This is a genomic window from Ralstonia sp. RL, assembly GCF_001683835.1.
Taxonomy (GTDB): Bacteria; Pseudomonadota; Gammaproteobacteria; order Burkholderiales; family Burkholderiaceae; genus Ralstonia; species Ralstonia mannitolilytica.
Map to the genome: position 1 here is coordinate 73,465 of NZ_LWRX01000130.1, position 20,116 is coordinate 93,580.

Here is a 20,116-nt window from a genome sequence, read left to right on the forward strand (position 1 = left end):
GCGACGGCGTTTTATACTGCATCTCAACGCCTTCCTGTATGCCTCTCCGCATGGAAGGCGCGCGCTCATCGCGCAATGGGATGCAAAGGCCGTAGAGCCGACTTAGGTGCCATATCCCAACGCAAAACCAACGCACCACCGGGGATTTCCATGAACGAGCGTATTCGGCTGCTGCTTGCTGACGATCATCCTGCGATCATTCTCGGGGTGAAAGTCGCCGTCGAAAACGCGCATGGCATCGAGATTGTCGGCACCTCGCGGAGCTCTACCGAGATGGTCGCCTTTCTCGATACGCACGCGTGCGATGTGCTCGTAACGGATTACTCCATGCCGGGCGGGGCATACGGCGACGGCATCCCGCTGCTCTCGTTCGTCATGCGCCGGTATCCGGCCATGAAAGTGATCGTGCTGACCATGATGGACAACCCCGCCATTCTGTCGGCCATTGCCGCGGCCGGCGTGCATGGCGTTCTGAGCAAGTCGGACGATCTCTCGCACATCATTCCTGCCGTCCATGCGGCGATGCAGGGCCAGCCGTATTTCTCGCCCACCACACGTGCAGCCCTGGACGCTGCGAAACGCGTACAAGGCGACGGCGACCAAGCGCTCACCCGCAGGGAAAGCGAAGTCCTTCGCTTGTACGTCTCCGGTCTGTCCGTGAACGAGATCGCACAGCGCCTGCACCGGAGCAAACAGACCGTCAGCACGCAGAAGTCGACGGCCATGCGCAAGCTCGGCATCGAGCGCGATGTCGACCTGTTCCGGTACGCAATCGAGACCGGCCTGGTATCGGCAGCGACGCCGCAATCCCCTGAAGAGCAGGCCTGAGCGGCCCCCTCATCCCTCAGAGCCGCGGCAACTCGTACAAGTACGAAAAGCCTCGTCCCCGTTCAGGATGCGGGGCGTTTTAGTACTCGTCAGATAGTGTGCACTGCGTCAAAAAAATACAGTGAACCCGTCGGAACAACACACCTACGGAGTCACCATGAACAAGACGCATCGCACCATCTTCAACATCGCCACCGGCACGTGGGTGGCAGCATCCGAAACCGCAAAGAGCCGCACGAAGGCCGGCGGCCAACGCGCACTGGTCCGTCACGCAATCGCTCTCGCAGCCGTCACGCTGGCGCTGGGCGCGACGCAGGCATTCGCCTACGTTGCTGGCAACGGCGCGCAGCAAGGCAATGCCAACAACACGGTCATTGGCGATAACGCCGACGGCAGCGCCGCCGGTTGTAACAGCAGCTATCTGCCGGGCTCCGCATGCAGCACGATCATCGGCAACAGCGCATCCTCGACCGCTGGCGCGACAACGGCGATCGGTGACCATGCCAGTACGACTGGCGCAAACAGTGTCGCCATCGGTGCATATGCGACGGCAAGTAGCTGGTCGCAAGCCATCGGTGCCGGCGCCAAAGCAACCGGCGGCTGGGCAACTGCCATTGGCCAGAGCGCAGTAGCAAGCGCCACCAATGCGCTCTCGCTTGGCACCAACTCGTCTGCAACCGGCGACGCCAGCGTAGCGGTGGGCAGCGGCGCTAAGGCAACCGGTACCAATTCCTTCGCACTTGGTTACAGCGCCAACGCACAAGGCGTTGATTCGATGGCATTCGGCCGCAGCGTCACCGTTGCCGGTGACAAATCGGTTGCCCTGGGCTCGGCAGCCAAGACCACTGGTGACAACGCCATGGCGCTGGGTGCCAACACGTCGGCCGTTGCGGGCAGCGTGGCACTGGGCCAGGCGAGCATCGCCGATCGTGCCAACACGGTGTCCGTCGGCTCCAGCACGGCTCAGCGCCAGATCACCAACGTTGCCGCAGGTACGGCTGACACCGATGCCGTGAACGTGGCGCAGTTGAACGCCGTCAACGCAACGGTGACGCAGCACACGACGGCAATCCAAAACCTGACGGACCGCAGCCGCTTCATCTCCGCCTTCGAGAACACGGGCGCAGCCGCCGCCACGCCGGCAGGGCCGAACTCGCTCGCAGTGGGGCAAGCTGCTTACGCCAGCGGCAACTCAGCCAACGCGTTCGGCTCGAACGCCCGCGCGGCTGCCAACGGCGCCACTGCGGTCGGCAGCGGTTCAACGGCCGGCGGCAACAATGCGACCGCGATCGGCTACGCGTCCAACGCATCAGGTGGCAACTCGTTCGCCATGGGCACGAACTCCAGCGCAGCCGCGCAGGGTGCGGTTGCCATTGGCGGAGCCGCTAATGTCAATGCCAGCGCCGCAAACTCGAGCGCCATTGGCTACCGTGCCACTGTCGCCGCCAACGTAACCGACGCAGTTGCGCTGGGCTCGAACAGCACGAACACGCGCAGCAACACCATCTCGGTGGGCTCCGACACTAATCAGCGTCAGATCACGAATCTCGCTGCTGGCACGGCCGACACCGATGCAGTCAACGTCCGCCAACTGAACGACACTGCCACGCAGCTTGGCAACCAGATTACGAACGTCAGCAACAACGTGACGCAGCTGGGCGACCAGATCTCTTCCGGGCAGATCGGCCTGGTGCAACAAGCCACAGCCGGCGCAGACCTGACGGTGGGTGCCGCCACCGACGGCGTGCGCGTCAACTTTGCCGACAAGAACGGCAATACCCGCACGCTGGCCAACATCAGCAGCGGCGTGGCCGATACCGACGCGGTGAACGTGCAGCAACTGCGAACGGAAATCGCCAAGTCGAGCGCGACGGATACGGCCTATTTCCAGGCAGACGGCTGGAGCAACAAGGGCGACAAAGCCCAGGTCGCCGCCGGGTCCTACGGCGTGGCGATCGGCTCGAACGCGAGCGCCACCGGCGAAAACTCGGTAGCCCTGGGGGCCAACTCGGTGGCCGACCGCGACAACGTGGTCTCCGTCGGCTGGGGCATGGGCGGCAATGGCACCCGCCAGATCGTCAACGTGGCCAACGGTAACCAAGCGACCGACGCGGTCAACGTTCAACAGCTCACGCCCGTCATCGCGAGCCTGGGTGGCGGTGCAAAGATTGACGCCAACACCGGTGTGGTGTCGGGCCCGACCTACAACGTGCAGGGCGAAACGCAGCACGATGTCGGCACGGCACTCGACGCCATCGACGGCGGCCTGAAGACGGCACAGAGCAACATCGTGAACCTGGACGGTCGCGTCACCAACAACGAAACCAACATCCTCAACCTGCAGCAGCAGCTTGGGCAGGGTTCGATCGGCCTGGTGCAGCAGGATGCGGCCACGCGCAACATCACCGTGGCTGGCGGCACCGACGGCACCGTGGTCGACTTCACGGGCACCGCAGGCGCACGCCGTCTGACCGGCGTGGCCGAAGGCAGCGCGGATACCGATGCAGTGAACGTGAGCCAGCTCAAGAAGACGGGCCTGATCGACAACAACGGCAATACGCTTGCAGCGGTGACCTACGACCTGCATGCCGACGGTACGGCCAACTACAACAGCGTGACGCTCGGCGGCACGCAGGCAAGCGGCCCCGTGCAGTTGCACAACGTGGCCGACGGTGCGGCCGACACCGACGCCGTGAACCTGCGACAGCTCAAGCAAGCCGGCCTGATCGACCAGAACGGCACCGCGTTGGACGCCGTCACGTACGACGCCGGCTCCAACCGCACCTCTGTGACGTTCGGCTCTGCCGGTACGCCAGTGCTGCTGTCCAATGTGCGCGCCGGCATGGCCGACACGGACGCTGCGAACGTGGGGCAACTGCGCGGCCTGGCAGGTTCGCTGGGCGGCGGTGCGGGCTTCGCACCGGACGGCTCGTTCGTCGCACCGACCTACACGCTCAACAACACGACGTACAACACCGTCGGCGATGCACTGAATGGGCTGGCGGTATCGATCGGCCAGACCGGCGATCGTGTGACGACCATCGAGAAGGTGATTTCCACCGGCGCATCCAACGCGCACGTGGCGACGACGGGCGACCAAGCCAACACGGCAAGCGCCACCGGCAACACCGCGGTCGCCATCGGCGCGGGTGCGTCTGCCAAGCACGACAACAGCGTGGCACTTGGCGCGGGTTCGACCACCGACCGCGACAACACGGTGTCGGTCGGCTCGGTCGGCAGCGAGCGTGTCGTGGCGAATGTGGCAGATGCCGTCATGAGCACCGATGCCGTGAACAAGCGCAGCATGGACGCGGCCGTGTCGGGCGCCAACAGCTACACCGACCAGAAGGTCGGCATGGTGCAGCAGGCGCTGGGCGATGTGTCGCGCAAGGCTTACTCCGGCATTGCAGGCGCCACGGCGCTCACGATGATTCCGGACGTGGATGCTGGCAAGACGATTGCCGTGGGCGTGGGGGTGGCGACGTACGAGGGCTATACCGCATCGGCCATCGGCGTGAGCACCCGCCTGAGCGATCGCATCAAGGCCAAGTTCGGCGCCAGCATCAGCGGCTCGGGCAGCACCTACGGCGCTGGCGTCTCGTACCAGTGGTAAGCCAGGCTGCCGCGCTGCTCAGGCCAGCCTGAACAGCGATCGGTCTGCGCCACGAGGCGGCGGTGTTCTACCGCCGCCTTTTTTCCGCATTCCGCCGCAACATCCCCATTCCAATGAACGCACGAATCCGAGTTGTGCTCGCGGACGACCATCCTGTCGTTGTCGCGGGCGTCACCGCCATCATTGAAGAATCCGGCGACATGGAGATCGTCGGCACAGCGTGCAACTCCAGCGAAATGGTTGCGCTGCTGGATCGCTATCCGTGCGACGTCCTCCTGACCGACTACGCCATGCCGGGCGGCGACTACGGCGACGGCATTCCGTTGATGGGCTTTCTGCTGGGCCGCTATCCGCTGCTCCGCATCGTTGTGCTGACCATGCTCGACAACGGCGCCATCCTCCCGAGACTCGCGGCAACAGGCATCCACGGCCTCGTCAGCAAGGCCGACGAGCTGTCGCATATCCCGCTGGCCATACGCAGCGTCGAGCGCGGGCGGACCTACCTGTCACCGCTCATGCAGGCAACGCTTGATGGATCACGCGGTGTCGGCGGAAAGGCACGCCCAGCCCTCACTGTGCGTGAAGAACAGGTCATCCGTCTGTTCGTGTCGGGCCTATCCGTCGGCCAGATTGCGCAACGCCTGGAACGCGGCAAGCAGACCATCAGCGCACAGAAGGTCTCTGCCATGCGCAAGCTGGGTATCGACCGTGAGGCGGACCTTTATCGCTACGCCCTCGAACTCGGTTGGGAGACGACTGCGGAGTACCGCGTTGCCAATCGTCCAGTCATGCCAACAGACCACTGACCTGCCGGGTTGCTACGACGAGACATCGCGACGCATTTCGTACTGGACTGATGTTCCTGCCCGACTGCATTTCCAATAATCAACCTGCGTGCACATCCCGTGCAGGCCCTGACAAACATCAACAAGTCTCCACTCCTATGAAACAAGCATTTGCAGCCGCCGTTATCGCAGCACTCTCCGCCTCCGCATTTGCTGCTGGCAACGGCAACCCGGGCACCATCACCTTCAACGGCGAAATCGTCGCCGGCGCCTGCGGCATCAGCGGTGACACGCTCGACCAAACCGTCTCGCTGGGTCAAGTGCCGGCCAACCTGTTCAGCAAGCTCGGCGACCGCTCGCAGGCGACGCCCTTCAACATCCAGTTGACGGACTGCGACACCAGCACGGCCAAGAACGCGTACTTCACGTTCACGGGCACGGCCGACACCGTCACCCCGGGCCTGTTCGCAACCACGGGCAGCGCTGCCAACGTCGGCGTACGCCTGCAGACCGCCTCGGGTGAATACCTGGACAACGGCGCCGAGCAAAAGGCACCGGTCGTTCTGTCCAACGGCAACAACACGGTGCAGTTCGCGGCGATGTACGAGTCGACCGCAGCCACCGTCACCCCCGGCCTGGCCAACTCGGTCGCCAACTTCACGGTGCGCTACCAGTAAAGCGATCTTTTCAGCCTGAGCGGCAGAGGGGGCGCAAGCCCCCTTTTTCTTGCCCACTCCTTGCTCGCCGGAGAAACCGCCGGCCCATTCAGACGTGAACTTCAAGCAACGGATCCTCTGCGCCAGCATTGCGGCCATCTGGTTGGCTGCAGACGCCGGCGCCACTGAATTCAATACCTCGTTCCTCAGCATCGACGGCGCGAGCGATGTGGATCTGACGCAATTCGCGCGCGCCGATTACACGCCGCCCGGCGCCTATCTGCTCGACGTTGTCTTCAATGGGCAGTTGCTTTCCCGAGAGCAGATTGAATTCGTGGCGGCACCGGGCGACAACACGCGGGCATGCCTGCCATCAGCCCTGGTCGCCCAGTTCGATCTGAAGCCCGGGGTATCAAAGTCGCTGAACATCACCCAGGATGGCAAGTGCGTTGACCTCACCAGCATCGACGGCGCCGTCGTCCGGCATGACAAGGCATCGGGCCGCTTGCTGATTTCAGTCCCGCAGGCCGCACTCGAATATGCGGATGCGAATTACGTCCCGCCGCAACGCTGGAGCGATGGCATCCCCGGAGCGATGCTCGACTACCGGCTCATCGGCACCACCCAGCAGAGTCAGTCCGGACACACGACCACGCTACAAGGCTACGGCACGGTTGGCGCAAACGCCGGGGCATGGCGCGTTCGAGGCGACTACCAGGCTCAGCTGGCTTCCGGCGCGGCGTCCGATTTTGGTGGATCGTCCAGTACATTCCAGTTCAACCGGCTGTATGCATATCGGGCGCTCCCGACGATCCGCTCGACGGTATCGCTCGGGCAGACCTACCTGAACTCCGACATCTTCGACACCTTTGCACTGACCGGCGCAGCCGTGCAGAGCGACGACCGCATGCTGCCGCCGGGCATGCGGGGCTACGCAGCACCCATTACCGGCGTTGCGCGCACCTATGCCACGGTGACGGTCTCGCAGCAGGGCCGCGTGCTGTATGCGACGCGGGTACCGCCCGGCGCGTTTTCGCTGCAGGATTTTTCGGCAAATGTGCAAGGCACGCTGGATGTGACCGTGCAGGAAGAAGATGGCACGGAGCAGCGCTTTACCGTCACCACCGCCGCAGTGCCCTTCCTCGCGCGCGAGGGTGAGCTGCGCTACAAGGCCGCAACGGGCACGCCGCGGCTCTTTGGCGGCAACGGCATCACGCCGGTCTTCGGATTTGCTGAAGTGGCGTACGGGCTGCCGCATGAAGTGACGCTGTACGGCGGCGGCATCGGCGCGTCCGGATACGGCTCCATTGCTTTGGGCGCCGGCAAGAATCTCGGCAAACTGGGCGCCGTCTCTGCCGACGTAACCTACGCGCGCGCGCACCTGTGGTGGAGCGGCGAGACGCAGACCGGACGCTCCTATCGATTCAACTACGCCAAGCACTTCGACACCCTGGATTCGGATCTGCGCTTCTTCGGCTATCGATTCTCGGACCGTACCTACACGAGCTTTCCCCAGTTCTTCGGAGATCCGACGGTGGCCGGGTTGGCCGGCAGCCGTCAACGCGTTTCGGTTTCATTGGCCAAGCGCCTCGGCATGCTTTCGACCTTCCTGACATACGACCGGACCAGCTATTGGGATCGGACGCCGGACGACCGCATCGGATTGACGCTTGCCAGAACGGTCTCACTCGGCAGTCTGCACAACGTATCGCTGAATTTTTCTGCGTACCACACACGCGGTTTTGCGGGCGGAAGCAACCAGGTGTTCCTCGCGATGACGATCCCGCTTGGGAACCGGCAGGTGGCGTCGTCCAGCGTCACGACGTCCGGCGCCGGCGGCCTGAACTTCAGTACGGGCTACTCGGGCAGCGACGACCAGGGGCTGAGCTATGCCGCATACACGGGCGCCACGAATGGGCGCGCATCACTGGCCGCAAACCTGCGCAAGCAGACCAGCACCATGCAGGTCAACGCGCAGGCATCCGCCACGGGCGATACCTATCGCGCGGCATCGCTCGAACTCGATGGCTCGCTGGTGGCCACCCGGTATGGCGTCGCCGCGCATGCCATGGGGATGAACGGCGACACCCGTCTGCTCGTCTCCGCAGACGGCGTACCCGGCGTGGCCTTTGCCGGCACGCAGGCGCGGACAGACTCGCGCGGCTATGCCGTGATCGGCTCCGTCGCGCCATTCAACATCTACGACGCGCGCATCAACACGCAGCGCACGTCGCTGGAGACCACGGTGAACAACCCAGTCCAGCGCGTCGTCCTGACGGATGGCGCCATCGGCTTCCTGCGCTTCGACACCACGCACGGAAGCAACGTACTTGTCGCGCTCACCGACGCGGCGGGCAAGGCCGTTCCTTTCGGCGCTTCTGTCGTGGACGTGGGAACCGGCAAGGAGCTGGGCATCGTTGGCGAACATGGTGTCGTTTATCTGGCCGGCGTGCGCCCCGGCACCGTGCTTTCTGTCAGGCAGTCGGACAAGCGCCTGTGCGATGTGGCCGACGTGCCTGCCGCACTCACGCTCACCCCTGATCCCATTGCCCTGCCCTGCACGGCGGGCGCCGATATTTCTGAGAGGAAACCTTCATGATCCGATCCGCTTTCGCCCCCATCTCGTACTTCGCAGGCCTGAGCATCCTGATGCAGCTTTGCTCACCGGTGCACGCGGCGGTCGTTCCGGACCGCACACGCATCATCTACAACGCCGAGTCGCAATCGGAAAGCCTGACCGTCGCCAACAAGAGCGAGAAGTATCCCTACGTGGTCCAGTCGTGGATCGAGGACGCTGCAGGCAAGCGCATCACCTCGCCTTTCATGGTGCTGCCTCCGCTGCAGCGCATTGAACCGAACGAGCGCAACATCCTCCGCATCGTGAAGCTGCCCGGCGATATGCTGCCGACGGACCGGGAATCGGTCTTCTATCTGAACGTGAGGGAGATTCCGCCCAAGACGGACGCGCAGAATGCGATCCAGATCGCACTGCACTCGAAGATCAAACTGTTCTACCGGCCCAAGGGCGTGCAACCCAAGCCCGAAGACGATCCGTCTCTCCCGATGACGCTGCGGCTCGACGCATCACGCCATAAGTTGGTGCTCGACAACCCGACGCCTCTTCACATCACGGTGGTGGAGCTTGCTGCGGGTGAGGAGAAAAAGACGCTGAAGTTCGATGCGGTCATGGTCGCGCCCAAGGCCACCGCTGAAGCTGATTTCTCCGGCGCGCTGCCGGCCACGCTGTACGTCTCTCATATGAACGACTGGGGTGGACAGAACGCCGTCAAGTACACCTGCGACGGCGCAACGTGCCGGAGCGCGCAGCCATGACGACGTCTGCTCAACGGTTCGTGGCGAAGCTCGCTTTCCAAGCCATGCTTGCACTGGCTTGTGTGCTCGGATCGCAATCGGCGATGGCCATGCGCTGCGTCGCTTCCGGTGGTGCCGACAAGTTTGTCGAGCCGATCGGCTCCGTGCAAACGTATCCTGTCAACGCGCCAGACGGCTACATCATCTGGATATCGCCCACGCGCACGACGACCGGCTACTGCTACAAGGATCTGCGTGCCGGCGTGTCGTGGGAGGACCCCGTCTTCTTCTACGCCAATCCCGCCAACATGGACCCCGCTGCCTGGGGCCTGGAGATCGGTATCCGCTACAAGGGCGTCGACCACTTCGGAGCCAGCAACCAAGTGGGCACCGGCGTGCCGACGGGCGACATCGTGCCCGTGTGTACGACCGCGGATTTCGATGCAGGCCTGTGCCCCAAGGTGCCGGTCAGCATCACGTATCAAGTCGTCGTCAGAAAGCGCGGCACGTGGACGGGCGTGCCGCAGGACACCTATCCCGTATTCCAGTTCGACGGCGCACGGGGCTTGAACTGCTGCAATACGAGCTTTCAATACATCCTGAGCGGGCTGGAGAACCTGAAGCCGACGCCGTGCATTGTCGATGTCACGGTCACACCGGAGCCCGGCATCGTCGACTTCGGACAGGTTCAAGCCACACCGACAGGCTTTTCGCCCACGGCTCCGACCCGGCCGTTCAGCCTCGCGCTGACCAAGCAGCAGTGCACAACCTCGGTCAAGATCAATGGCTATTTCCAGACATCGAACCCGCTGCAAGATGGGCTCGTGCTGCCATCGGCTGACAGCCACTTCGGCATCAGCATCCAGGACCGGACCGGCAAGATGCTTCCGATCGGCGAGCCGTTTTCGCTGGCCACGTTTTCGCCATCGGACACCTACATCGATGTGCCGATGACGGCAACGCTCAAGCCGCTGGGCGCCCCGAAGATCGGGCCGTTCACGGCCGTGGTCACCGTTCAGATTCTGTACGACTAGCGAGAGTCGACAAGCAGTGAAAACAATGCACACCTACGCAGAACACGGCCCGGCGGGCTCCGCACGGGATCGTATCCGTCCAATTGCGATGCACGGAATGGCGCCCTCTTTCTGGTCGCGTCCGATCGTCATTCGAGGTCAAAGATGAATCAGGCATGGGCTGTTCGGACGCTCGTCGTCGGGACTGATCGCTGGTGGCTCGATCGCGTGATAGCGGCGCTGCGCGAAGGCGGCTACAGCACAACGCACGTCAATGACCCGACAGGCGCACACGCGGCCGTCATCACTGCGAAGGCCGACGTTGTCCTTTTGTCGCTCGGCGCAATCGATGAAGAAGCACTTCGCGACCTGCGTTCTCTGCGTTCCAATGCGCACACCGCCCGGCTGCCGGTAATCGCGGCGGTGCGCGATGCCACACCCGCAGCACGTATCTCAGCCTTCGATGCGGGTGCCGATGAGGTCTGGAGCGGACAGTGCCACGCGGGAGAGCTGCACGCCCGCATCCGTGCGCTTCTACGGCGCAGCGGCTGGGTTGCAACGGAGCTGGAAAGCCGAATGCACAGTCTCCAACTGCACGCGATGTCGCATTCCGTGACTGCACAAACCGAACTCGGCCCCCGAAGGATTGTGCTCAGCCCCATTGCCTTCCGGCTGCTGCGCTTTCTCGTAGCCAACCCGCGGCGCGTGCACTCACGAGAAGAACTGTTGGCGCAGGTCTGGGGCAACTGCCTCTGCATCGGAAAACGTACGGTGGATGTGCACATACGCAAGCTGCGCATGGCGCTCGAAGGCACCCACTCCGAGGGGTGGGTGCAGACCGTGCGATCCGGCGGATATCGATTCTCTCCGGCTGAGGACCTCGAACCCACCGATGGCGCGACATTCGAATACACCGGCAGAGAAGGCGAGGCGCTGACTCTGGGTCGGTAACTCGGCATGCCGACATCGACACCGTCGACATCATCGCCAACGGCTAGCGGCTTCCGGATAGCACGCCCGATTCACATCAGGAATTTCTATGCACATCGCGCTCGTCCATTCCGCATCGAACGACGGAGATTGGGTGGAAAGCACCTTGAGGCACCTCGGCCACGAGGTTGTTCGCTTGACAACGCTGGAAGCGCTTGTCAGCACCCTTCATCAGGCTTCGTACGATCTTGTTGTCTTGCATGACGCCGCAGATCATGCGGACATTCTTGAAGCGCTGGCGTTCCTGCGCTCACGCGCTCTCCAGACTGTCCCGGCTCTGATCTACGGCAGCAAACCAGACCAGCTTGCCATCGCCCGCCTGCTTGACGGTGGGGCGGACGACTATGTGGAAATGCCAACCGGAGCCCTGGCTTTCTCGGCCCGCGTCACGGCGCTATTGCGACGCGTGTACCCCGCCAGAATGCACCAGGCCAGCTTTACCGTGGGCGCGTTCAACGTCGCGCCCTCACGACGCATGGTTCGGGTGCACGGTGTTCCTGCCGACCTGACCGAGATAGAAACCCGCCTTGCGCTGCTGCTGTTTACCAACATCGATCGCACCCTGTCACGCAGCCAGATCTTTGCGTTGGCCTGGGGGCGCACTGCTCCACTGATGACGCGGACCATCGACACCCATGTATCGCGGCTGCGGACCAAACTCGGGCTGTATGAAGACAATGGCGTAGTCCTGCGCGGGGTCTACAACGTCGGCTATCGGCTTGAGCGCCATTTGGTCCAGAGCGGCGAGGAATTTGTACCGGCACTGCCTTACGCCCTCCGTGCGTAGCGTTTCTGGCGCTCCGGGGCGATTGCTTTGAAGCCTGTGTTGCGAAGCCGGGTCTAACCCCGCACACGAGCCTCTGACGCCGGAACATGCCCCTCCAACATCCGGCATCGACCTTCAGCGGGTGGAAGACGCACCTCAAACATTCGCCTTCCGCTCTTCAAGCTCGACATGTTCGACCTCCGACAGCCGCCTTCGAGCCCCAGACGGTGGCGCTTCAGCCTCAACAGGTCAACGTCGAGTCTTTGACGGCGAAGCTCGGCCCTCGAAGCTCCGATGGGTCGGATGTTTTTGGGCCGCGTTCGGGCCTCTGAGGGCCGCGCGCCACTGTTCGACGGTTGCGCGCCGATGTTGGACGGTCAACATCGGACGTTTGACATCGGCATACGCAATCAACACCGTGACACTCGGCGCTCTGCGAGAGGACGACGTGGGGCGACGGGGCCGGGTTGGCCGCTGCCGGTCCGGCGCATTCCCGCGTCGAGCCGGAATGCCAACCGGCAAGGTGGGCGCCCGACGCATGCCTGCATTCCCGCTACCTCCGGGTCAGCCGTGGAAGGCGTATGGCTCCCGTGCCGCATGCCTTTTGCGCCCTTCCCCCGTTTTAGAACCGATACCCCACCGACAGAAAGCTCGCCAACGGGTTGATCCGCACCTTCGTCGTCGTTGTCACGGTGCCCACGGGCGCTTGCGTCGTCAGCGTGGTCTTGGTGGATAGCCACATATACGACACCGATGCGCCGATCGACCAATGTGCGTCGAGGTTGTACGTCAACCCGGCATTGACGAGGGGCGCGAACGACTTGCTCAGCGATGCCGTGGTCGGGCCGACCAGCATGGAGCCCGTGGTGGGCGAGGCCAGTATCTGCCCCGTTGCCAGCGGCCGGCTCAACTCGATATCCCGATACCACACATAGGCCAGCCCCGCGCCAAGATACGGCCTCAGGCGCGCATCCGGGTCACCAAAGTGGTATTGCAGTTGCACGGCCGGGCTCCACGCCCGTGCGGTGCCCATTTCGCCGACCGCCGCCAGCGATCCGGTGCCGCGCAGGTGCAGCTTGGGCGGAACGCCGAACACCGTTTCCAACGCTACATGGTCAGTGACGAAATACCGCGTGGTGAGCGCAAAGGTATTGGCGTTGGCCAGCGTGGACCCGCTGCCCGGCACCACGGCTGATTGCCCGAGCGCATTCACCGTCAGCGGTTGGCTGGAATCCTGAGGGGCGAGATGCACCCAGCCCGCGTTGACGACCCACTGCCCTGCCGACTGCGCATGGGCGAGCGAGGTCGCCGCGAGCGACAAGAGCATTGCCGCGCGTGTGGTCTTCATGTTGTCTCCGTTTTTTTTAATGTAGGGACTGCAACTGCTGGAATGCGCCGTGATGCGGCGCGGGGCACTTCACCCGCTCATGCGACATTGAATGCGACGGTGGGCGGGCGAGGAATTCCTCCTTCGTTTCGATGCGCCACAACGCTGGCGCATCCGCACTTCAATTGATGGAAAAGGGAAATGGGAAACGTCCAAGCACTTCACGCGCGGTGGCAATCGATGCGCAGGCGTCGAGCTTGACCGACGCAACGAGACCTCTGGACTTGTCTTCCGCCACCTCCAGCGCCTCAAATGAGATACCCGCATCCTTGAGGGCAGCAGACAGCGCATCACGCGTTTCACGGTGCTTGAGTGCCGGCTTGAAGATCTTGCCCACCGCGGTCAGGGGCATGGTTTCAATGATGTTGACCTGCCGGGGCAGCGCCGCACGTTCGGCAATTTCCGCCTTCAGGAAGGCGAGCAGGTCGGCTTCCGTGACGGACGCACCGGCGCGCAATTGCACGTAGGCAACCGGCAACTCGCCCGCATGCACATCCGGGCGCCCCACGGCGGCGGCAATCTGCACGGCGGGGTGACGATGCAGCGGCGCCTCGATGGTCTGCGGATCGATGTTGTGGCCGCCGCGGATGATCAGCTCCTTCTTGCGGCCCGTGAGCCAGAAGTAGCCCTGTCCATCCTGCCGAGCCAGGTCGCCGGTATTGAGCCACCGCCGGCCATCGCCCGTATCGATCCAGAGTCCCTCGTTCTGCGCGGCCTGGCGGTAGCCCGAAAAGACGTTGGGGCCCGACACCAGCACCACGCCCACCTCGTCTACCGCGCAATCCCGCAGGTACGCGCCCCCCTCGTCCAGCACGACGGTCTTCATCGGCTGCATGGGCACGCGCAGGCCGATGGAGCCAAGACGGCGCTCGCCCATGGGCGGGTTGACGCTGCTCACGCACGTCGCTTCGGTCAGCCCATAGCCTTCGAGAATCTTGATGCCGGTCTGCTCCTGGAAGCGGCGAAAGACTTCAACCGGCATGGGCGCGGCGCCGCAGAGGCCGTATTCGAGCGATCGCACATCGCGCTCGCCAACGGGCACCTGCAGCAGCGAAGCGTAGAGCGTCGGCACGCCGCTGAAGAAGTTCACGCGGTGGTGCTCCACGATCTCCCAGAAGCGCTGGATCACGCCCTCGCCGCGATAGCCTTGTGGCGTGCCGAGCACGACATGCGCGCCCCTGGAAAACGGCAGCAGCCCGGTCACCAGAACGCCATTCACATGGAACAACGGCAAGCCGCAAAACACCACCTTGCCGGGGCCGATGCCTTCGCCCAACACCTGCGCCGTGCTCCACGCGTTGGCAACTTCATTGCCATGCGTGCGCATCGCGATCTTCGGCAAGCCCGTGGTGCCGCCGGTGCAGAAGTACGAAGACGCATCGTGCGCAGCAATGTGCCGTCGGCTGTTCAGGCCGTCTGCACGCTGCGCCTGGATCGCGCTGTTGAAATCGTGGACGCGCACCGACATCGGGACTGCACCATGCACGCCCTGCGGGCCCAGCAAGCGCAGCACTTCGTTCTTCTGGATCTGCGCGGCACATTGCGCCGCGCCATGCACGCGGTCGGCCAGGTTGACCAGCACCAGGTGCCGCAGGCTCTTGATCGCGGGCAAGTGCGGCTGCAACTTGACCCACGTATCGGTGCCGGGAAACGGTGCCAACGTGACCAGCACCGACGCACCGGCGGCATTGAGCAGCTCGGCCAGCGCGGGCCCTTCGAGCAGCGGATTGAACGCCGCGACAATGCCGGCCGCCTGGCCGCCCCAGATCACGAAATGTGTTTCCGGCAGGTTGGGCAGCACAAACGCAATCACGCTGTCTTTCTTGACGCCGATGCTGTCGAAGAAATTGGCCGTCTGCGTGATGCGTTCAAGAAGCGCCGCGTAGCTCCACGTCTGCGGGGTGCGGTGGTCATTGACGCTCAGAAAGAAGCTCAATGCCGGCGCCTGCGGATTCAGGCTGGCGCCGCGACGGATCATTTCGTAGGTGCTCGACGGAAGATCGGGCGGAAGACCCTGCCCTTCCGCGGCTTCCACGTCCTGCAGGCTGGAAAAACCGGACATGGCGCTTACTCCTCGGCAACGATGCGATTGCGCTGCGTGCCCAGATCGATCCGCCCATCCGCCGAATGGATCCGCGCTTCCACCACGTCGCCCGGCTTCAGGTACTGAGGGCGCGCGGCCTGCACTTTCAGGAACATCTCCCACTTCGCCTTCTCGGGCAGCATCGCGGCCATCTTCTGCTTGGTCGGCGACGGAACCGACAACGCGCAGCCCGCCGGCGTGCCCGTGGCCAGCAGATCGCCTGCTTCCAGGTCATGCACGCGGGACAGCTCGGTCAGCGTCTCGGCCGGGCCGTAGACGAGGTTGGCCGTCGTGTCGTTCTGCCGCAGCTTGTCGTTGACGGTCAGCTTGAGCTGCAGACTCCGGAGCGCCGGGATCTCGCGCGGTTCCAGCAGCGTGAGCCATGGGCCCACCGGCCCGAACGTACGGAACGACTTGCCCTTGTAGAACTGCATCTGCGGGATCTGCACGTCGCGCGCGGAATAGTCGTTCACGATCACGGCGCCCGCCACATATTCGTGCAGGTTGTCTTCGGTCACGTCGACTGGCCCATGCATCGCCTTGCGCATCACCAGGCCAAGCTCGATTTCGTAATCGAGAAACTGCACGCGCTTCGGCTTGATCACGTCGCTGTCGGCCGCGACGATGCAGCTCGATGCCTTGGTGAAGATCATGTTGTACGTCTTCACGTCCGGGTCCATGCCGGACTCGATCATGTGCTGGCGGTAGTTCGCGCCCTGGCAGATGAACTGCTGGTTGCGCGTGACCGGAGACAGCAGCTTCACCGCCGACACGGGCAGTGTTTCTCCACTCAGCGCAGCAAGCCCAGCAAGCGTGGTGTTGCGAACCAAGTCACCCGTCGTGGCATAAGTACCGGGCACGGGCGTGATGCGGGTATCGCGGATCACGCCCCATTGGGTCTGATCCTGGTATTCAAAGCGAACGATATTGATGGACATGGCGAACGATGCGTTGGATGGATGACGGCCGACGGCGTTTGTGCGGCCTCAGGCAAAGAGCCGGGCGAGCGTGACGAGCTTGCGCAGCGTCAGGTCGGGGCTGCGCCGCAGGTTGCGGATCAGGGCCGCAATGGCCGCCGGTGTCAGCTTCGGCTTGGTGAAGCTGGCCGGCATGGCCTGGCCCCACTGCGACATGGCTTCGCGGCTGACGGGGTGAATGCCGGTCGGCAGGTCGGCGGTGAACAGGTCACCGTCGCAGTAGTGCTCGTGCTTGTCGCCCCACGGGTCTTGCCAGTAGTCGAAAATCTGGCTGCCGAGGATGTGCCGGCCCAGCCCCCAGGCGTGCTTCCACCCTTGCTCGCGCAGCATGCGATGGCCCATGCCGACGGCATCGGCATCGATCAGTTCGAAGGCGCTGTGGCTGTACTTCGACACAAAGCCCTGCGCCAGCGCGAGCGTGTGGTGGTCGGCCGGCGTATCGCCCAGATCCAGCCGCATGAATGCAACCGCAGGCGAGCCGTCGGGCAACACCTGCACGTCGCTCGGGATGAAACCGAAGTGCTGCGTGTACCAGGCGCAAGTGGCCTGAAAGTCGGCCAGCTCCAGGACGACATGCCCGAGGCGAATCACCTCCGGCGTGCCCACGGGTGGCCGCTGCGTTGCGTTGATGCGCACGGCGGCGTCTGCCGAGTTGAGCGGCAACGGTGAACGGTGCGGCAATTCGGTTGTCTGCGCCTGACCGGCAATCGCATCGACGCGGAACCCGGAAGGATCGACGAGTCGCACGCGCTCGCCACCACCCGGCCAATCCGACGGCTCCACGATCGAGGCTCCGGGCAGTTTCGCAAGGGCATCCAGGGCGGCGCGTCCGGCCACCTGCAAGCCGAAGCCGGCAAAAGCGGCCTTTGGCGCCTTGCGCACGACATAGCAGAACGGCGCGGGGCCGGTGCCGCGCAAGAGCAATGTCGCCTCGTCGCGCTGAACCGTCACGAGACCAAAGTCATTGAGGAACCGCTCGGCGCGCTCGAGGTCGGGCCGATCGAACATCAGGTAGGCCAGCGCCAACGCCTTGGTCGTCGGCTGCGGATGGCGTGCAGGCTGTGCTGTGGTGAGTTTCATGGCAAGGCACTCAGGCGGATTGAACGGCGGCAACGGCAGCGGCGGTGTCCGCTGCGGGCATGGGCGCAGGTTGGTTGCCGAGCAGCGCCAGGCTTTCGCAAACGAGGCGGTCTGCCTGGGCGGCTGGCCCGTCATGGGCGACCGTGCGGTCCGGACGCACGACGGCCGCCCAACCCACCGGCACCGCGTCGGGAAGGAACGTGCCGTTGAGGTCTTCCCAAACGCCGGGCACCTCGCGGTGCAGAGGCTGCCCGCGATGTGCGATCCGAACGAACGTGCCGCCCAGGCGTTCGAATGCCGCTGCCGTTGCGGGCTCCAACGCCGCGCGGGCGTCGCAGCCGAAACCGACGAGCGTGTAGCCGTGGCCGAGCACGTCGTCGCTCAGGCACGTGTGCCCCTCGGCATTCCTGACCCAGCCCTGCGGGATCACGCCACCGCGCATCAGCTTGGTTGACGAACATCCTTTGACGAACAGCCCGGTCTTGAACGCGTTCTTCGGCTTGATGCGCAGTTCTTCAAACTGCGAGCGCAGGCTGGGCACCAGCCGCGTCAAGCGCATCAAGCCGTGCGTCAGCAGCGCGATGGGCGCACTGCGCGGCATCACCAGCTTGCCCATGAACCGCGCGAGATTGATCATGGCTTTCGCGTGCGGGCGGCGTTCCTCGTCGTAGCTATCGAGAATCCGCGCATCGGCCCGTCCTTGCAGCACCCAGGCCAGCTTCCAGCTCAGGTTGGCGGCGTCCCGCAGCCCGGCGACCAGCCCTTGGCCGACAAACGGCGGGGTGATGTGCGCCGCATCGCCAACGAGGAATACCCGGCCCACGCTGAACCGGTCGACGGTTCTGGCATGAAAGCGATAGACCGCCTTGCGTTCGATCGTGATGTTGTCAACGTCGGTCCATGGCGCCAGCAGCTCGCGAATGCGGCCGTCCGACTCCATCTCTTCACGTCGCTCGCCCGGCTGGAGCATGAACTCCCAGCGCTCGCGCGCGCCTGGGGCGACCATGTGCGGCGTGGGGCGCCGGTGGTCGCAGAGGAATTCCACATGGTCGATCGGCCGGGGAACGTGACGCGCATCGACGATAAGCCAATCCTCCGCATACGTGGTGCCGCGAAATTCCTGCCCGATCAGGTGGCGCACGAGCGAACTCGCCCCGTCTGCGCCCACCAGGTAGCGAGCGCGGACCCGGCGCACCTGCCCGGAGCCGACGTCCAGTGAAGCCAGTACGCCATCCGGCAGATTCGTGAGACTGAGCAGCGTGGTGCCGAGCGCAACATGCACATCATCGTGCGCGGCCAGGCGTGCGCGCAGGCAGCGCTCCAGATCGGGCTGATAGAACGTGACGAGCTTCGGATGGCCATCCAGGCTGCCCAGCGTGTTCACCCGCCCGAATTCGCCCAGCCAGGGTGAATGCATGCGGACGTGGGGAATGGCTACCGTTTCGAAATCCCCTTGCCCGATTCCGGCCTGTTGCAGGATCCGCAGGGCCTCGTTATCCAGCGCAATGGCACGCGGGGCCATGTAGATGTCGGGAGCCTTGTCGATCGCCATCACGCTCACGCCGTGGCGCGCGAGCAGATGCGCCAGCATGGCCCCGACGGGGCCGAGCCCGACGACAAGGACGTCCACCTCAGATGGCATCGCGCCAGCCGCCCGGGGGCGTGCGCCAGCCGTGGCGCGTGAACTGGCACGCGCATGTGCATTTGTCTCCACCGCTACTCCGTTTCTTTGTCTACGTCTCGGTCAGGTTTTTCACCTTTTCTGACATTAGAGTCATCGCTGATGATTTTGTCAATATCGACATTCAAATCTATAATTGCAGCCACGACAAGGACCACAGGACGGACCCCAAGACCATCATGGCCACCACCGAGACTCGCCGAACCCCGAAGCGCTCCGTCGCAAAGACGCCTACCCCTGCGGCGCCTGCCACCGACGAGCGCGAGCCCCGTGGCGCACGCCGCAAACGGGAAACACGCGCGCGGCTGCTCGACGCCGCGCTCCGGCTCATGGCGGATCGGGGCATGGAGGGCGTGGCCATCAACGAAATCACCGAGGCCGCGGATGTGGGTTTCGGGTCGTTCTACAACCACTTCGAGTCGAAAGAAGCCATCTACGCCGCGCTGGTGAGCGCGGTGTTCGAGGAGTTCGCCGATTCGCTCGACAAGCTGACGGAAGGGTTATCCGACCCGGCCGAGATCATCTCGGTGTCGGTGCGGCATACGTTGGTTCGGGCGCGGCGCGAGCCTGTGTGGGGACGCTTCCTCATTCGCGAGGGCTTCTCGGCGCGCGTGCTGACGCACGGCCTCGGTCAGCGCCTGCTGCGCGATATCGAGCGCGGCATCGCGGCAAAGCGGTTTGTCGTGGTGGATCCGTTCATCGGATTCCTGTCGGTCGGCGGCACCGTGCTGACCGCCATCTCGGCCGAACTCAACTTTCTGGCGCCCGGTGCGCCAGCCGCGGATGTCGTCAAGGAGCTGGGATTTTCTGGGGACCATTTCCCCGAGCGCACGGCGGCGGCGCTGCTGCAGACGCTGGGGCTCAAGCGCGCTGAAGCCGAAAAAGTGGCCGCCCGGCCGCTGCCCGTTGTGGAAACAGCCGACAGCGCAAGCTGACCTGAGCGCC

15 protein-coding genes are annotated in these 20,116 nt (G+C 64.1%); 10 read left to right on the forward strand and 5 right to left on the reverse strand.

Features of this window, described 5'->3' with window-relative positions; all coding sequences use genetic code 11:
- Positions 1-150: 150 nt before the first annotated feature.
- The 9 genes from A6M56_RS12125 to A6M56_RS12165 all read left to right on the forward strand — a co-directional run bounded on the left by A6M56_RS12125 (position 151) and on the right by A6M56_RS12165 (position 11,984).
- Positions 151-828, forward strand: coding sequence for a response regulator (locus tag A6M56_RS12125; RefSeq protein WP_045787024.1), 678 nt, complete (start codon positions 151-153; stop codon positions 826-828).
- Positions 829-985: 157 nt separating this feature from the next.
- Positions 986-4,441, forward strand: coding sequence for a YadA-like family protein (locus A6M56_RS12130; protein WP_102079861.1), 3,456 nt, complete (start codon positions 986-988; stop codon positions 4,439-4,441).
- 62 nt (positions 4,442-4,503) lie between these two features.
- Positions 4,504-5,247: a response regulator gene (locus A6M56_RS12135; protein ID WP_233902578.1), complete on the forward strand. Its 744-nt coding sequence runs from the start codon at positions 4,504-4,506 to the stop codon at positions 5,245-5,247.
- Between the two features lie 137 nt (positions 5,248-5,384).
- A complete protein-coding gene (locus A6M56_RS12140) occupies positions 5,385-5,903 on the forward strand; it encodes a fimbrial protein (protein WP_045787027.1) in 519 nt (172 codons plus the stop codon).
- Positions 5,904-5,997: 94 nt separating this feature from the next.
- Positions 5,998-8,481: a fimbria/pilus outer membrane usher protein gene (locus A6M56_RS12145; RefSeq protein ID WP_102079862.1), complete on the forward strand. Its 2,484-nt coding sequence runs from the start codon at positions 5,998-6,000 to the stop codon at positions 8,479-8,481.
- A 50-nt stretch (positions 8,482-8,531) separates the two neighbouring features.
- On the forward strand, positions 8,532-9,215 hold the full coding sequence (locus A6M56_RS12150; protein ID WP_238587563.1) for a fimbrial biogenesis chaperone: 684 nt from the start codon (positions 8,532-8,534) through the stop codon (positions 9,213-9,215).
- Positions 9,212-10,228, forward strand: a complete 1,017-nt coding sequence (locus A6M56_RS12155; RefSeq protein WP_045787030.1) for a fimbrial protein — start codon at positions 9,212-9,214, stop codon at positions 10,226-10,228. The genes A6M56_RS12150 and A6M56_RS12155 overlap by 4 nt, the downstream gene beginning before the upstream one ends.
- A 144-nt stretch (positions 10,229-10,372) precedes the next feature.
- A complete protein-coding gene (locus A6M56_RS12160; protein ID WP_052698608.1) occupies positions 10,373-11,158 on the forward strand; it encodes a winged helix-turn-helix domain-containing protein in 786 nt (261 codons plus the stop codon).
- A gap of 88 nt (positions 11,159-11,246) precedes the next feature.
- Complete coding sequence (locus tag A6M56_RS12165; protein WP_102079864.1) at positions 11,247-11,984, forward strand: response regulator transcription factor; 738 nt, start codon at positions 11,247-11,249, stop codon at positions 11,982-11,984.
- A gap of 601 nt (positions 11,985-12,585) precedes the next feature.
- Here the strand turns inward: A6M56_RS12165 and A6M56_RS12170 are convergent.
- The 5 genes from A6M56_RS12170 to A6M56_RS12190 all read right to left on the reverse strand — a co-directional run bounded on the left by A6M56_RS12170 (position 12,586) and on the right by A6M56_RS12190 (position 19,132).
- A complete protein-coding gene (locus tag A6M56_RS12170; RefSeq protein ID WP_102079865.1) occupies positions 12,586-13,311 on the reverse strand; it encodes an OmpW/AlkL family protein in 726 nt (241 codons plus the stop codon).
- A 160-nt stretch (positions 13,312-13,471) separates the two neighbouring features.
- Positions 13,472-15,412 carry an acyl-CoA synthetase gene (locus tag A6M56_RS12175; protein WP_102079866.1) on the reverse strand — a complete coding sequence of 647 codons (1,941 nt, stop codon included), beginning with the start codon at positions 15,410-15,412 and terminating at the stop codon, positions 13,472-13,474.
- Between the two features lie 5 nt (positions 15,413-15,417).
- Complete coding sequence (locus tag A6M56_RS12180) at positions 15,418-16,371, reverse strand: fumarylacetoacetate hydrolase family protein (RefSeq protein WP_102079867.1); 954 nt, start codon at positions 16,369-16,371, stop codon at positions 15,418-15,420.
- A 48-nt stretch (positions 16,372-16,419) separates the two neighbouring features.
- Positions 16,420-17,490 (reverse strand): VOC family protein, encoded by a 1,071-nt coding sequence (locus tag A6M56_RS12185; RefSeq protein ID WP_102079868.1) that lies wholly within the window; start codon positions 17,488-17,490, stop codon positions 16,420-16,422.
- Positions 17,491-17,500: 10 nt separating this feature from the next.
- Complete coding sequence (locus A6M56_RS12190; RefSeq protein ID WP_102079869.1) at positions 17,501-19,132, reverse strand: bifunctional 3-(3-hydroxy-phenyl)propionate/3-hydroxycinnamic acid hydroxylase; 1,632 nt, start codon at positions 19,130-19,132, stop codon at positions 17,501-17,503.
- A gap of 218 nt (positions 19,133-19,350) precedes the next feature.
- Here A6M56_RS12190 and A6M56_RS12195 point away from each other — a divergent pair, with 218 nt between their 5' ends.
- Positions 19,351-20,106, forward strand: a complete 756-nt coding sequence (locus tag A6M56_RS12195) for a TetR/AcrR family transcriptional regulator (protein ID WP_045787037.1) — start codon at positions 19,351-19,353, stop codon at positions 20,104-20,106.
- The last annotated feature ends 10 nt before the right edge of the window (positions 20,107-20,116 follow it).

Coding starts and splice junctions, on each gene's coding strand:
- A6M56_RS12125 (WP_045787024.1), top strand. CDS start 151: ATGAACGAGCGTATTCGGCTGCTGCTTGCTGACGATCATCCTGCGATC.
- A6M56_RS12130 (WP_102079861.1), top strand. CDS start 986: ATGAACAAGACGCATCGCACCATCTTCAACATCGCCACCGGCACGTGG.
- A6M56_RS12140 (WP_045787027.1), top strand. CDS start 5,385: ATGAAACAAGCATTTGCAGCCGCCGTTATCGCAGCACTCTCCGCCTCC.
- A6M56_RS12150 (WP_238587563.1), top strand. CDS start 8,532: ATGCAGCTTTGCTCACCGGTGCACGCGGCGGTCGTTCCGGACCGCACA.
- A6M56_RS12155 (WP_045787030.1), top strand. CDS start 9,212: ATGACGACGTCTGCTCAACGGTTCGTGGCGAAGCTCGCTTTCCAAGCC.
- A6M56_RS12160 (WP_052698608.1), top strand. CDS start 10,373: ATGAATCAGGCATGGGCTGTTCGGACGCTCGTCGTCGGGACTGATCGC.
- A6M56_RS12165 (WP_102079864.1), top strand. CDS start 11,247: ATGCACATCGCGCTCGTCCATTCCGCATCGAACGACGGAGATTGGGTG.
- A6M56_RS12170 (WP_102079865.1), bottom strand. CDS start 13,311: ATGAAGACCACACGCGCGGCAATGCTCTTGTCGCTCGCGGCGACCTCG.
- A6M56_RS12175 (WP_102079866.1), bottom strand. CDS start 15,412: ATGTCCGGTTTTTCCAGCCTGCAGGACGTGGAAGCCGCGGAAGGGCAG.
- A6M56_RS12180 (WP_102079867.1), bottom strand. CDS start 16,371: ATGTCCATCAATATCGTTCGCTTTGAATACCAGGATCAGACCCAATGG.
- A6M56_RS12185 (WP_102079868.1), bottom strand. CDS start 17,490: ATGAAACTCACCACAGCACAGCCTGCACGCCATCCGCAGCCGACGACC.
- A6M56_RS12190 (WP_102079869.1), bottom strand. CDS start 19,132: ATGCCATCTGAGGTGGACGTCCTTGTCGTCGGGCTCGGCCCCGTCGGG.
- A6M56_RS12195 (WP_045787037.1), top strand. CDS start 19,351: ATGGCCACCACCGAGACTCGCCGAACCCCGAAGCGCTCCGTCGCAAAG.